Below are 13,270 nucleotides of genomic sequence, written 5' to 3'. Positions count from 1 at the left end.
CGGCGCCTTTCAGCGCACCGCGTCGACGACGAGATCCCAGAACCGGCCGCGGTCGAGGCCCAGCACGACGCGCGTGGGCACGTCGCGCGGCACCCACGGGCGCAGGTCGACCACGGTCATGCCGGTCGTGTGCGTGCCGGTCAGCTCGACCGCGATCGGCGCGGGCACGATCTCGAACAGCTCGGGCGCGATCACCACGGCGACCGCGACCGGGTCGTGCACGGGCGGCGCGTCGAAGCCCTGCACGTCGCGGTACGCGCGGCCGAACGCCTCGAGCAGCTCGACGACGAAGTCGGCCTTGCGTCCGCCGATCGCGGCCACGCGCCGGGCGACGTCGGGGGTGGCGACGGCCTGGTGGGTGACGTCGAGCCCGGCCATGGTGACCCGCCACCCGGCCGAGAACACCACGTCGGCCGCCTCGGGGTCGAACAGGATGTTGAACTCCGCCACCGGGGTGCGATTGCCGGTGCGGGCGGCCCCGCCCATCAGCACGACCTCGCGCACCCGGTCGACGATGCGCGGCTCGCGCCGCACCGCCAGCGCGATGTTGGTCAGCGGCCCGGTCGGCACGAGCGTGATCTCGCCCGGCTCGTGCGACATCACGAGTTCGACGATCAGGTCGACCGCATGCCGCGGGTCGAGGGCGACGGATGGCTCGGGCAGGCTCACCCCGTCGAGTCCGCTCGCCCCGTGGATCTCGCCGGCGAAGCGCGCCGCACGCACCAGCGGCCCGGCCGCGCCGGCGGCGATCGGGGCGGTGATGCCCGCCACCTCGGCGATGCCGAGCGCGTTGTGCGTCACCTTCGGCAGGCTCTGATTGCCGGCCACGGTGGTGACGGCCAGCAGCTCGACGGAGGGGTTGGCCTGGGCCAGCAGCAGCGCCACCGCGTCGTCGTGCCCGGGGTCGCAGTCGAGGATGATCTTGCGGCTCATGCCCCCATTCAACCGGTCAGATCCAGCTGTCCAGCCACATGTGCGCGTGCCAGTAGGCGTAGCTCGTCTGGATGCCCGTCCAGATCGGCAGGAAGAACACCGTCGCGGCGCAGGCGAGCAGCAGGAAGCCGCCGACGACCGCGATGCCGCGGGCGCCGCGCCAGCGCCTGAGGATCTGCCCCAGCGCGAGCGTGAGCCCGAGGATCAGGTACGGCTCGAACGCGATCGAGTAGAAGGTGAAGATCGTGCGCCCGTGGTAGAGGATCACCCACGGCAGCCAGCCGGCGCCGACCCCGGCGAGCAGCAGCCCGGCCCGCCGGTCGCGGTAGCGGGCGAACAGCCAGATCAGCCACAGCAGCGCGAGCGCCATCGCCCACCAGATGAACGGGTTGCCGAGCTCGGTGATCGCCGCCGAGCAGCCGCCGGAGGCCGTGCATCCGTCTTGCCCGTCCTGCGTGCCGACGTAGTACATGCTCGTCGGGCGCAGCATCAGGATCCAGCCGAGCGGGTTCGACTGGTACGGATGCGTCGCGTGCAGGTTGATCGAATAGTTGTAGAGCTCGGTGTGGTAGTGCCACAGGTTCTGCACCCAGTACGGCACCCAGCTGAGCGCCCCGTGCCACGCGTTGAGCTTCGGGTCGCTCTCGACCCAGTGCCGGTCCCAGCCGCCGTCGGTGACGAGCCAGCCGGTCCAGGTGGCGAGGTAGGCGGCCAGCGCGATCGGCACCAGCTGCACGAAGTTCACGACGCCCTGGCCGAGCACGGTGAACGGATGCCCCGCGCCGGGCTCGCGCCACTTGCGCCGGTACGCCATCACGTCGCACAGCACCACGTACACGCCGAAGACGGCGAGGAAGTAGAAGCCCGACCACTTGATGCCCGCGTCGAGGCCGAACAGCAGTCCCGCCACGAGCAGCCACGGCCGCCACAGCACCATGCCGCGCGCGGCCCGGCGGTCGCGCCAGTCCCGGTCGAGCAGCACGGCGCCGACCCCGGCGAGGGCGAACAGCATCACGAAGTTGTCCAGCAGCGCCACCCGCGAGAGCACGATGGCGTTGCCGTCGATCGCCATCAGCAGCCCGGAGATCACGGCGAGCAGCGTGGAGCCGTGGAACAGCCGCTTGGCGATCAGCATGACCAGCACCACGGCGAGCACGCCCGCGACCGCGGTGGAGAACCGCCAGCCGAACGCGTCGGTGATGCCGAACAGGTGCTCGCCGAGCGCGATCAGCCACTTGCCGAGCGGCGGGTGCGCGACGAACTCCGCGGCGCGGGTCCAGGTCTCGGTGATGCCCTGGTTGAACGAGGAATCGGCGCCCGATCCCCACGAGCCCTCGTAGCCGAGCTGCGAGAGCGTCCACGCGTCTTTGACGTAGTAGGTCTCGTCGAAGATCAGCTGGTGGATGCTGCCGAGCCCGACGAGCCGCAGTAAGGCGGCGATCACGACGACGCCGGCCGGAGCGCCCCAGTCCCAGAGCCGGCGACGCGACATCGGGATCCGCCGGCGCGCGGGAGCGGCGGTGGCGTCGGCCTGGATCATCGCGGTCATGCTACCGGCGCCCTCATATGATTCGGCACATGATCATCCTCGCGGCGACGCCCATCGGGAACCTGGGCGACGCGACGCGCAGGCTCGTCGACGCGCTCGGCGCGGTCGAGGTGGTCGCCGCCGAGGACACCCGCGTGACGCAGCGCCTGCTGCAGGGCCTCGGGGTCGCCGCCCGGCCCCGGCTCGTGGCGCTGCACGATCACAACGAGCGCGACCGGTCAGGGGAGCTCGTGGAGCTCGCCCGCGACACCGACGTGCTCGTGCTCTCCGACGCCGGCATGCCCACCGTCAGCGACCCCGGCTACCACCTGGTGCAGGCCGCCATCTCCGCCGGCGTCGACGTGACCGCGCTGCCCGGCCCGTCGGCGGTGCTCACGGCGCTCGCCGTGTCGGGCCTGCCGACCGACCGCTTCGCCTTCGAGGGCTTCCTGCCCCGCAAGGACGGCGAGCGGATGCGCGCACTGGCGGCGCTCGCCGGCGAGCGGCGCACCCTCGTGTTCTTCGAGTCGCCGAACCGGCTGGCGGCCTCGCTGGCTGCGATCGCGCAGGTCTTCGGGCCGCAGCGCCGAGTGGTCGTCGCCCGCGAGCTGACCAAGCTGCACGAGGAGGTCAAGCGTGGCACCGCCGCCGAGCTGGCCGAGTGGGCGGCCGCCGGCGTGCGCGGCGAGATCGTCATCGTCGTCGACGGCGCAGGGGAGCCGGTCGTCGACCCCGCCGCCGCCGTGCAACGGGTGCTGCTGCTCGAGACGCAGGGGGTGCGGCTCAAGGACGCCGCCGCGCAGGTCTCCGCCGAGACCGGCCTGTCGCGCCGCGATCTTTACGAAACGGCCCTGAAAGAGCGGCGCTGACGGGCCGGTTCGTCACATAACGGGACATCCCGGGCGAGGGGCCCGGGTGCGAGCCATCCGTCGATCTTCGCGCCAATAGGATGGTTCGCATGCCCGCTGGCCGCCCCTTCTACCTGACGACGCCCATCTTCTACGTCAACGACGTGCCGCACATCGGGCACGCCTACACGGAGGTCGCGGCGGACGTGCTGACCAGGTGGCACCGGCAGGCCGGCGACGACACCTGGCTGCTCACCGGCACTGACGAGCACGGCCAGAAGATCCTGCGCACGGCCACGGCGAACGGCGCCACCCCCAAGGAGTGGACGGACAAGCTCGTCACCGAGGCGTGGCTGCCGCTGCTTCAGACGATCGACATCGCCAACGACGACTTCATCCGCACCACTGACGAGCGGCACGAGCGGCGGGTGAAGCTGTTCATCGAGAAGCTGCGCGCGGCCGGGTACATCTACGAGGCCGAGTACGAGGGCCTGTACTGCGTCGGCTGCGAGGAGTTCAAGCCCGAGGCCGAGATCGCCGACGGGCAGGGCGAGTACGCGGGGCAGAAGGTCTGCGCGATCCACGGCCGGCCGCTCGAGCTGCTGCAGGAGAAGAACTACTTCTTCCGGATGAGCGAGTTCCAGGAGAAGCTGCTCGAGCTGTACAAGCAGCGCCCCGACTTCGTGCAGCCCGAGAGCGCCCGCAACGAGGTGGTCGCGTTCGTGTCGCAGGGCCTCAACGACCTGTCCATCTCGCGGTCGACCTTCGACTGGGGCATCCCGCTGCCGTGGGACTCCTCGCACGTGCTCTACGTGTGGGTCGACGCGCTGCTCAACTACGCCACCGCCATCGGCTACGGCGAGGACGACGAGCAGTTCGAGCGCCGCTGGCCGGCGCAGCACATCGTCGGCAAGGACATCCTGCGCTTCCACGCGGTGATCTGGCCGGCGATGCTGATGGCGGCGGGCCTCGAGGTGCCGCGCGGGGTCTTCGCGCACGGCTGGCTGCTCGTCGGCGGCGAGAAGATGTCGAAGTCGAAACTGACCGGCATCGCCCCGAACGAGATCACCGACACCTTCGGCTCCGACGCGTTCCGCTACTACTTCATGCGGGCGATCAGCTTCGGGCAGGACGGCTCGTTCTCCTGGGAGGACCTGGCCGCCCGCTACCAGGCCGAGCTCGCCAACGGCTTCGGCAACCTCGCGTCGCGGGTGATCGCCATGCTGACCCGCTACTTCGGCGGCGAGATCCCCCAGCCGGGCAAGTACGAGGCGGCCGACCTCGACGTGCAGGTCACGGTCGGCAATGCGGTGCTCGCGGCGGATGCGGCGATCGAGCGGTTCGCGATCCACGACGCCCTGGCGCAGGTGTGGAGGATCGTCGACGCGCTGAACGGCTACATCACCGAGCAGGAGCCGTGGGCGCTGGCCAAGGACGAGGCGCAGCGGCACCGGCTCGCGACCGTGCTGTACACCGCCGCCGACGGGCTGCGGGCGCTCGCGGTGCTGCTGTCGCCGGTGCTGACCAAGGCGACCCCGAAGCTCTGGGCGGCGCTCGGCGCCGAGTCCGCGCTCGGGCCGCTCTCGGGCCAGAAGCTGCGCGAGGCCGGCGAGTGGGGCGTGCTGCCCGTCGGCACCCGCGTGGGCACCCTCGAGCCGCTCTTCCCCCGCATCGAGGCCGATGCCTGACCGCACATATCCTCCGCTGCCCGACGCGCTCGTCGTGCCGGTGTACGACGACCACACCCACATCGACCCGAGCGTGCGCCGCGACGAGCCCGGCATCGACCACCTCGACTGGCGCGAGCACCTCGACCGCGCATCCGCCGTCGGGGTGCGCGGCATCGTGCAGGTCGGCGTGGACGTCGAGACCTCGCGTTGGGGCGCCGAACACGCGGCGAGCGAGCCGCGGATGCTGGCCGCCGTGGCGCTGCACCCGAACGAGGCGCCGCTGCTGGAGGCCGCCGGTGGGCTCGATGAGGCGATCGCAGAGATCGACGCGCTCGCCGCGCTGCCGCGGGTGCGCGCCGTCGGCGAGACCGGGCTCGACTACTTCCGCACCGACGAGTCGGGCCGGGCGGCGCAGCTGAAGTCCTTCGAGGCGCACATCGACATCGCCAAGCGGCACGGCCTGGCGCTGCAGATCCACGACCGCGACGCGCACGACGACGTGGTCGCGACGCTGCTGCGCGTCGGCGCGCCTGAGAAGACCGTGTTCCACTGCTTCTCGGGAGAGGCCGCGCTCGCCCGGCTCGCGGCCGAGCACGGCTGGTACCTGTCCTTCGCGGGCACGGTCACCTTCAAGAACGCGCCCGCGCTGCGCGAGGCGCTCGCGGTTGTGCCGCGCTCGCTGATCATGGTCGAGACGGATGCCCCGTACCTGACGCCCGCCCCGCACCGGGGCCGCCCGAACGCCCCGTACCTGATCCCGCACACGCTGCGGTTCATGGCGCAGCACCTCGGCACCGAGGTGGAGCACCTGGCGGCCCAGACCGCGTCGAACACGGTCGAGGTGTACGGCTCGTGGGAGACCGAGCTGACCGGCGCCGTGCCGCCGGCCGAGCCCGACGGGGCGATCGCGTGAGCGGCCGCGTGGCGTGCACCGGGAGGTTCGGGTGACCGTCGCGCTGCTCGGGCCCGCCGAGGTGCGTGAGCTCGCCGCGAGCCTCGACGTGACGCCGACCAAGAAGCTCGGGCAGAACTTCGTGCACGACGCGAACACGGTGCGCCGCATCGTGCGCACCGCCGACGTGCGCCCGGGCGAGCTGTGCGTCGAGGTGGGCCCGGGGCTCGGCTCGCTCACCCTCGGGCTGCTCGAGGCCGGCGCCCGCGTGCTGGCCGTCGAGATCGACGGTCGGCTCGCAGCCCAGCTGCCGCTCACGGTCGAGGCGGCCGGCGGCACGGAGGCGGCCGGCCGGCTGACGGTCATCCACCGCGACGCGCTCGCCGTCGACGAGCTGCCCGGCGCCCCTGCGCGGCTCGTGGCCAACCTGCCCTACAACGTGTCGGTGCCGGTGCTCCTGCACCTGCTCGAGACGGTGCCGTCCCTGGCCTCCGGCGTGGTGATGGTGCAGGCCGAGGTGGGGGAGCGGCTCGCCGCCGGCCCCGGCTCGAAGGTGTACGGTTCGCCGAGCGTCAAGGCGGCCTGGTACGGCCGCTGGCGCACCGCCGGCAGCGTGAGCCGGCAGGTGTTCTGGCCGGTGCCGAACGTCGACTCGATCCTCGTCGCGTTCGAGCGCGGCACCCAGCCCGGCGACGAGGAGCTGCGTCGGCGCACCTTCCGCGTGGTCGACGCCGCCTTCCAGCAGCGCCGCAAGATGCTGCGCCAGTCGCTGTCGGGCCTGTTCGGCTCGGCGGCCGCCGCGGCCGAGGCGCTCGAGGCGGCCGGCGCCGCCCCCACCGCCCGCGGCGAGGAGCTCGACGTCGACGCATTCGTCGAGATCGGGAGGCGGCTGCCGTGACCGAGCTGTTCGACGAGTTCAGCGCGCCGGGCACCGTGCACGTGCGGGCGCCCGGCAAGATCAACGTCTTCCTCGCCGTCGGGGAGGCGATGCCCGACGGCTATCACGAGGTCGCGACCGCCTATCAGGCGGTCGGCCTGTGGGAGGAGGTGTACGCGCAGGACGCATCCGATTTCACCGTCTCCTTCACCGGGGTGCGCGGCGCCAGCAGGCTGACCACCGGCCCCGACAACCTGGCGCTCAAGGCGGCGCGCCTGCTCGCCCGGCACACCGGGCACCGCGGCGGCGTGCGGCTCGCGATCGAGAAGAACGTGCCGATCGCGGCCGGCATGGGCGGTGGCTCGGCGGACGCCGCGGGGGTGCTCGTCGCCTGCGACGCGCTCTGGGGCACCGGGGTGCAGACGCACGAGCTGCACGAGCTGGCCGCCCAGCTCGGCGCCGACGTGCCGTTCGCGCTGATGGGCGGCACGGCGATCGGCACCGGCCGCGGCGAGGAGCTCTCGCCCGCCCTCGCCCGGGGCACCTTCCACTGGGTGCTCGTGCTGCCCGACACGACGCTGTCGACGCCGCGGGTGTACGCGGAGCTGGACGCCCACCGCGCCCGGCACCAGGGCGAGCTCGCGCCGCGGGCCAAGCCCGTCGTCGACCCGGCGGTGCTGCAGGCGCTGCGCGCCGGCGACCCGCAGCTGCTGGCCGAAGTGCTCTCCAACGACCTGCAGGCGCCGGCGCTGCACCTGCGGCCGAAGATCGCGACGATGCTCGAGCAGGGGGAGCTGCAGGGGGCGCTGGCCGGGATCGTCTCCGGCTCGGGGCCGACGATCGCCTTCCTCACCTCGTCGCAGGAGCACGCGGAGGACCTCGACCTGCGGCTCATGGCGGCCGGCTACGACACCGCCTACGTGGTCGGCCCGGTGCACGGCGCGCGCGTCGTGCCCTGAACCGGGCAAACGGATGCGGCGCACCTGATGTCGCCGGGGGAGGGACCGATTCGGGTGCATCGGCCATCATGAGGGGGGTTGAGGGAGTGGCGTCTGCCTCGGGCCCTCCGCCCGGCTCACCCAGGGTAGGCAGGCCGGGTGCGACCCCGGGCGGGCTCCGGCGATAACCGTCAAGATCTGACAGGGCCGTCGCTGCCACCGAGCAGCGTGCGCAGTTCGCGCCGCGATCGCAGGCCGAGCTTGGCGAGGATGTTGCGCACGTGGAAGTTGACCGTCGTGACCGAGACGAAGAGCCGCTCGGCGACCTCGCGGTTCGTCATCCCGCTCGCGACGGCGAGGGCGACCTCCCGCTCGCGGGCGGTCAGCAGGTCGAGCTGCGGCTGCGCGGGGCGCGGATGGGGACGCGCGTCGATTCCGTCGGCGAAGCGCTCGGCGCGCTCGAGATAGCTCGCCGCCTCGAGCCGACGGAACACCTCCGCGGCGGCGCGGGCCTGCTGCCGGGCCGCGTCGCGCTCGCCCGTCTCGAGCAGGGCGCGCGCGTAGTCGAGGCGGGTGCGCGCGAGGTCGAAGGGCTGCGTCTGCGCGATGCGGTCCTCCATCAGCGGGGCGTACAGCTCGACGGCGCGCGCCGCGTCGCCGCGGGCGCGGGCGAGGCGCCCCATCAACTGCCCGGCGGTGAACGGGGAGCGCACCCACGGCGAATCCGCGCGCAGCGCCTCCGCCGCCCGCCGCGCGGCCTCCTCGGCGCGGCCCAGCTCGCCGAGCGCGTCCACCGCGAGCCAGGTCCAGCTGAGGACGGAGCCGGGGCGGGCCGCCGAGCGCGCCGCCTCTGTCGCGGCGAGTTGCGCGGCCGGGTCGCCGAGCGCGGCGGCCAGCTCGGCCCGCATCACGTCGGCGAGGTCGGAGTCGTACGGCAGGATCGCGCCCTGGGAGACGCGCGACACCGAGCGCAGCATCCGCTCGATGCGGCGCACCGCGTCGATCTCGCCGCGCGCCGCGTGCACCATGCCGCCGGCGCCGAGCGCCAGGGGGATCACCGGCGCGTACGCGTCGTCGAGCGCGTGCTCGATGGCGATCTGGCCGCTGATCAGAGACTTCTCCCACTCGCCGGTGAGGAAGAGGAGGTGGGAGTGCATCGTGTGGGCGATGTACTTCATCCACGAGTCGGGGTGGCTCGCGCCGATACGGATCGCGCGGCGCAGCCGGTTGCGCGCCTCCGCCGGCCGGCCCGCGTAGGCGAGGGTGCGCGACTGGTAGACGACGGCGTCGATCACGGCGGCGCTGTCGGGGGCGGCGCGCAGCAGCCGGTCGAGCCGGGCCATGGCCTCGCCGATGGCGCGGCTGTCGCGCCGCCAGGCGGCCTCCACGAGCTCCCAGGTGCTGAGCCACAGCTCGTGCTCGTCGGGGCGGGCCATCCAGCGCAGGTCGGGGCTGATCGACGGGTCGGGAGGGCGCGGTTCGGCGGCGACCGCCTCGCGCGCCCGGGCGACCAGCGCGGGGATCCGCTCGTACTCGTTCCAGATCGCGGCGGACAGCGGCAGGGTCGAGGCGCTGTGCGCGCGCAGCACCCGCAGGTCGGCGTCGTCGCCCGGCGCGTCCATGATGGCCTGGGCGTGCGCGAGGGCGAGGTCGCCGCGGTGCAGCAGGGTGTACAGGTCGGCGAGGACGGCGTCGCGCACGGGCGTGGCCGGCAGTGCCGCGAACTCGGTGACGAGCGGCAGCATCCGCGGATGCTCGTGCAGCCGCAGCGCGAGCAGCCCGGCGAACAGCAGCGTGCGCTCGAAGTCGTCGCCGCAGGCCGCGAGCCGGTGCGCGGTCAGGGCGAGGTTCATCGCGCCGTTCGGGTCGTCGGCGGTCACGCGGCCGCGGGCGGCGTGTATCACGTCGGCGACCAGGGTGAGGTCGTCTTCGCGGGCGGCGTAGATGCGGTGCGACAGGGCGGCGGATCCGCGCAGCAGGTCGGCCGCCGCGGCGTGCATCTCGCGGCGGCGCTCGATGGGGATCTGCGCCGCGATGCGGTCGGCCGCCACCCGGCTCGGCGGCGCGATGGTGGGCACCCCGTAGTCGTCGACGTGCCGCACGAGCCGCCTGGCGATGGCGTCGTCGAGATCGAATGCGCCGTAGACCGTCGTGAGCCCGAGCCAGGACGCCAGCCGGGTGACGATCGACACGGCGGTCGCCTCGCGCAGCACGGCGACGACCTCGACCGCCGCGCGCGTGGCCGGCGGGGCGGTGTCGAAGGCCCGCTGCTGCCGGGGCAGCAGCGGTACGCGGGCCGTGCGGTCCAGCTCGATCGACGCGGGGTGGGGCGAGAGCTCGAGGGCGTCCCGGTAGCTCTCGATGAGGCCGGCGACCCACGTCGGGTTGCCCTCGCTGTCGCGGGCGAAGCGGGCGGCGACCCGGCGCGAGATGGGCCTGCCGAGCAGCTCGAGGGCGAGCTCCTGCACGTCGCCGACGTCGAGCGGCGGCAGCCGCACCACGGCGTTCAGGACGACGTCCGCGGCGGCGAGCTGCAGCAGCACCCGCGCGTTCTCGTTCTCCAGGTCCTCGGCCGCCGCGACGAGCAGCCGGCGGTGGTCGTCGCCGCGGCGCATGCTGTAGCGCACGGCGGCGGCCGACCAGCGGTCGACCCACTCGAGGTGATCGACGAGCAGGCACACCGGGGCGCCGACGGCGTCGAGGGCGGCGGAGATGGCCCGGCCGACGGCGGTCGTCTCGGTCGCGTCGCTCGTTTCACCGGTCGCGCCGGCCCCGCCCTGCGGGACCGGGATCTGCACGCCCCGCGTGCGCAGCGCGCGGTTGAGCACCTCGATGAACGACCAGCGCACCGCCTGCTCGCTCTCGTCGGCGGCGCCCACGAACACCGCCCAGCCCTCGAGCCCCTCGACGGCGGCGCGCGCGACCGCCGACACGTGGTAGCCCTCCGGCCCGGCGATCAGCACGGTGCCCACTCGCGCGTGCGGCTGCAGGGCGGCGGCGGAGACCCGGGCGACGGCGTCCCCCACCGCGGCGCGCGTCGACGCCGACAGCGCAGGAGAGAGCGCAGGAGAGGAGGCGGCAGGGTCGCTCATATCTCCCCTCCACCCAGAGGACGACGGAGCGCGAGCGGCGCGGGTGCTGCAGGCGCTGCCGACCAGGCTGTCACAAGAACGCGCGGTGAGAAGACCCTGCTCTACCCCGAGTTCTGGGGGACACTCATTTTCGTTCCCGTGTGCGTTTCGGGGCGCGGACACGGGGCCGGAGCGCGTGGGAGCGCTGCCGGTAGGCTCGAAGGTCGTGGCTCACCTGCTCGGCGCTGAAGCGCTGCACCTCGAATACCCGACGCGCGTCGTCTTCGACGGCGTGACCCTCGGGTTGCAGGAGGGCGACCGGGTGGGCATCGTCGGCCGCAACGGCGACGGCAAGTCGACGCTGCTGCGCCTGCTCGCGGGTCGGCTCGAGCCGGATTCGGGGCGGGTGACGCGCCGCCGCGGCATCCGTCTCGGCATGCTCGACCAGGCCGACGTGCTCGATCCCGAGCTCACCGTCGCGGCCGCGATCGTGGCGGGCCGAGCCGAGCACGAGTGGGCGGGGGATGCGCGTGTGCGCGACGTGCTCGCCGGGCTCGTCGCCGACATCCCGTGGGAGGGCCGGATCGGCGAACTGTCGGGCGGGCAGCGGCGCCGGGTCGCCCTCGCCGCGCTGCTCGTGCAGGACTGGGACGTCGTCTTCCTCGACGAGCCGACCAACCACCTCGACGTGGAGGGCATCGCCTGGCTCGCGCGTCACCTGAAGTCGCGCTGGCCCGCGTCGGCCGGGGGACTGGTGGTCGTCACGCACGACCGGTGGTTCCTCGACGAGGTCTGCACCGCGACCTGGGAGGTGCACGACCGCATCGTCGAGCCGTTCGAGGGCGGGTACGCGGCGTACATCCTGCAGCGGGTAGAGAGAGATCGGATGGCCGCCGCCAGCGAAGCGCGCAGGCAGAATCTCGCCCGCAAGGAGCTCGCGTGGCTGCGCCGCGGGGCGCCGGCGCGCACGTCGAAGCCAAAGTTCCGCATCGATGCGGCGAACGCGCTGATCTCGGACGTGCCGGAGATCCGCGACCCGGTGTCGCTGCAGCGGCTCGCCGTCTCCCGGCTCGGCAAGGACGTGGTCGACCTCATCGACGTGTCGGTCGCGTTCCCGCGCCGGCCGGCCGCCGACTCGCCGCAGGCGGGCACTCCGCTGGTCGACTCGCCGCAGGCGGGCACTTCGCTGGTCGACTCGCCGCAGGCGAATGGAGACCTGCGCCCCAGGTCGCTGGTCGACTCGCCGCAGGCGAATGGAGACCTGCGCCCCGTGCTGCGCGACATCACCTGGCGCATCGCGCCCGGGGAGCGCACCGGCATCCTCGGAGTCAACGGCGCCGGCAAGTCGACCCTGCTCGGGCTGATCTCGGGCGCGGTGCAACCAACCTCCGGCCGGGTGAAGCGGGGCGCGACGGTCAAGGTCGCGACGCTGACGCAGCGCCTCGACGAACTCGACGACGTGCAGGACCAGCCGGTGCGCATGGTGATCGCCGGCCTGCGCAGCTCGTACACGCTCGGCACGGGATCGAAGGCTCAGGAGCTCACGCCGTCGCAGCTGCTCGAGCGTCTCGGGTTCTCGAGCGCGCAGCTCTCGACCCCCGTCAAGGACCTGTCGGGCGGGCAGAAGCGTCGGCTGCAGCTGCTGCTCATCCTGCTCGAGGAGCCGAACGTGCTGATCCTCGACGAGCCGACGAACGATCTCGACACCGACATGCTGGCCGCGATCGAGGATCTGCTCGACTCGTGGCCTGGCACGCTGATCGTCGTCTCGCACGATCGGTATCTGATCGAGCGCGTCACCGATCAGCAGTTCGCGATCATCGACGGCCACCTGCGCCACCTCCCGGGCGGAGTGGACGAGTATCTGCAGCTTCGCTCCGCCGAGCAGGCCTCTTCCTCGGCGGCGGGGAAGGCGACGGCGACGTCGGCGGCGACTGTGAGGGCTGCGGCGTCTGTGTCTGCGTCGGCATCGCGGCACGGGGCGGCCGATCCCGCCCGTGCGGGCCAGGGCGGGTCTGAGGGTCCGGCAGCGGCGGCAGCCGGCGAGATGGCGCTGTCGGGAGCCGAGCGCCGAAACGCCGAGAAGGAGCTCGGGTCGATCGACCGCCGCCTGGAGCGTCTGCAGGCCGACATCGCTCGTGTGCACGAGGAGCTCGCGGCGCACGACCAGTCGGATTACGTCGGACTCGGCGAGCTCACCGAGCGCCTGCGCGCCCTCGAAGACCAGGTCGCCGACCTCGAAACCCGCTGGCTCGAGCTCTCGGAGCTGCTCGAGGCGTAGGCCAGTATCCCGGCGTCGCCCCTCCCCAGGCCCCTGGGCTCGCGCCCGGCCGCGCGTGCGTGCCCGGGCGTTCGCTGGTCTGCCGCTGGCGATCCGTCTCCGCCCCTGCTAGTGGGCAGGGTTGTGCTGTGGTGTTTATCCGGTGTCGTTTCGGGTTTGTCGTGTTTGGGTTTCCAGCTGGGTTCGGATGCCGGATTTGTGGTGCAGGGTCAGGGGTGGCTGGCCTGGCCAG

9 protein-coding genes are annotated in these 13,270 nt (G+C 72.9%); 6 read left to right on the top strand and 3 right to left on the bottom strand.

Annotated features, from left to right (window positions below; genetic code table 11):
* Positions 1-9 precede the first annotated feature (9 nt).
* Together H563_RS0113475 and H563_RS16860 are read right to left on the bottom strand one after the other, a co-directional pair.
* Complete coding sequence (locus H563_RS0113475) at positions 10-933, bottom strand: nucleoside hydrolase (RefSeq protein WP_022883108.1); 924 nt, start codon at positions 931-933, stop codon at positions 10-12.
* Positions 934-949: 16 nt separating this feature from the next.
* Positions 950-2,473: a dolichyl-phosphate-mannose--protein mannosyltransferase gene (locus H563_RS16860; protein WP_245556860.1), complete on the bottom strand. Its 1,524-nt coding sequence runs from the start codon at positions 2,471-2,473 to the stop codon at positions 950-952.
* 38 nt (positions 2,474-2,511) lie between these two features.
* On the opposite strand from H563_RS16860, the gene rsmI reads away from it, so the two are divergent.
* The 5 genes from rsmI (at position 2,512) to H563_RS0113445 (ending at position 7,707) form a co-directional block, all read left to right on the top strand.
* On the top strand, positions 2,512-3,330 hold the full coding sequence (rsmI, locus tag H563_RS0113465; protein WP_027479463.1) for a 16S rRNA (cytidine(1402)-2'-O)-methyltransferase: 819 nt from the start codon (positions 2,512-2,514) through the stop codon (positions 3,328-3,330).
* A gap of 89 nt (positions 3,331-3,419) precedes the next feature.
* Positions 3,420-4,997, top strand: a complete 1,578-nt coding sequence (metG, locus tag H563_RS0113460; protein ID WP_022883105.1) for a methionine--tRNA ligase — start codon at positions 3,420-3,422, stop codon at positions 4,995-4,997.
* Positions 4,990-5,892 carry a TatD family hydrolase gene (locus tag H563_RS16855; protein WP_022883104.1) on the top strand — a complete coding sequence of 301 codons (903 nt, stop codon included), beginning with the start codon at positions 4,990-4,992 and terminating at the stop codon, positions 5,890-5,892. Before metG ends, H563_RS16855 begins: the two co-directional genes overlap by 8 nt.
* A gap of 31 nt (positions 5,893-5,923) precedes the next feature.
* The gene (gene rsmA / locus H563_RS0113450; protein WP_022883103.1) at positions 5,924-6,769 is read left to right on the top strand and encodes a 16S rRNA (adenine(1518)-N(6)/adenine(1519)-N(6))-dimethyltransferase RsmA; all 846 of its coding nucleotides are present in this window, start codon (positions 5,924-5,926) and stop codon (positions 6,767-6,769) included.
* Between the two features lie 5 nt (positions 6,770-6,774).
* Positions 6,775-7,707, top strand: a complete 933-nt coding sequence (locus tag H563_RS0113445) for a 4-(cytidine 5'-diphospho)-2-C-methyl-D-erythritol kinase (protein WP_027479462.1) — start codon at positions 6,775-6,777, stop codon at positions 7,705-7,707.
* A 170-nt stretch (positions 7,708-7,877) separates the two neighbouring features.
* Here the strand turns inward: H563_RS0113445 and H563_RS16850 are convergent, their stop codons facing one another.
* The gene (locus tag H563_RS16850; RefSeq protein WP_022883101.1) at positions 7,878-10,778 is read right to left on the bottom strand and encodes a helix-turn-helix domain-containing protein; all 2,901 of its coding nucleotides are present in this window, start codon (positions 10,776-10,778) and stop codon (positions 7,878-7,880) included.
* A gap of 205 nt (positions 10,779-10,983) precedes the next feature.
* Here H563_RS16850 and H563_RS0113435 point away from each other — a divergent pair, with 205 nt between their 5' ends.
* Entirely contained in the window at positions 10,984-13,038 is a 2,055-nt protein-coding gene (locus H563_RS0113435; protein ID WP_027479461.1) for an ABC-F family ATP-binding cassette domain-containing protein, read from the top strand.
* Positions 13,039-13,270: the final 232 nt, after the last annotated feature.

It is taken from the genome of Gryllotalpicola ginsengisoli DSM 22003 (assembly GCF_000419445.1).
GTDB classification, from domain to species: Bacteria; Actinomycetota; Actinomycetes; order Actinomycetales; family Microbacteriaceae; genus Gryllotalpicola; species Gryllotalpicola ginsengisoli.
The sequence above is the reverse complement of the archived record's forward strand: the minus strand, read 5'-3'. Positions and strand labels throughout refer to the sequence as shown.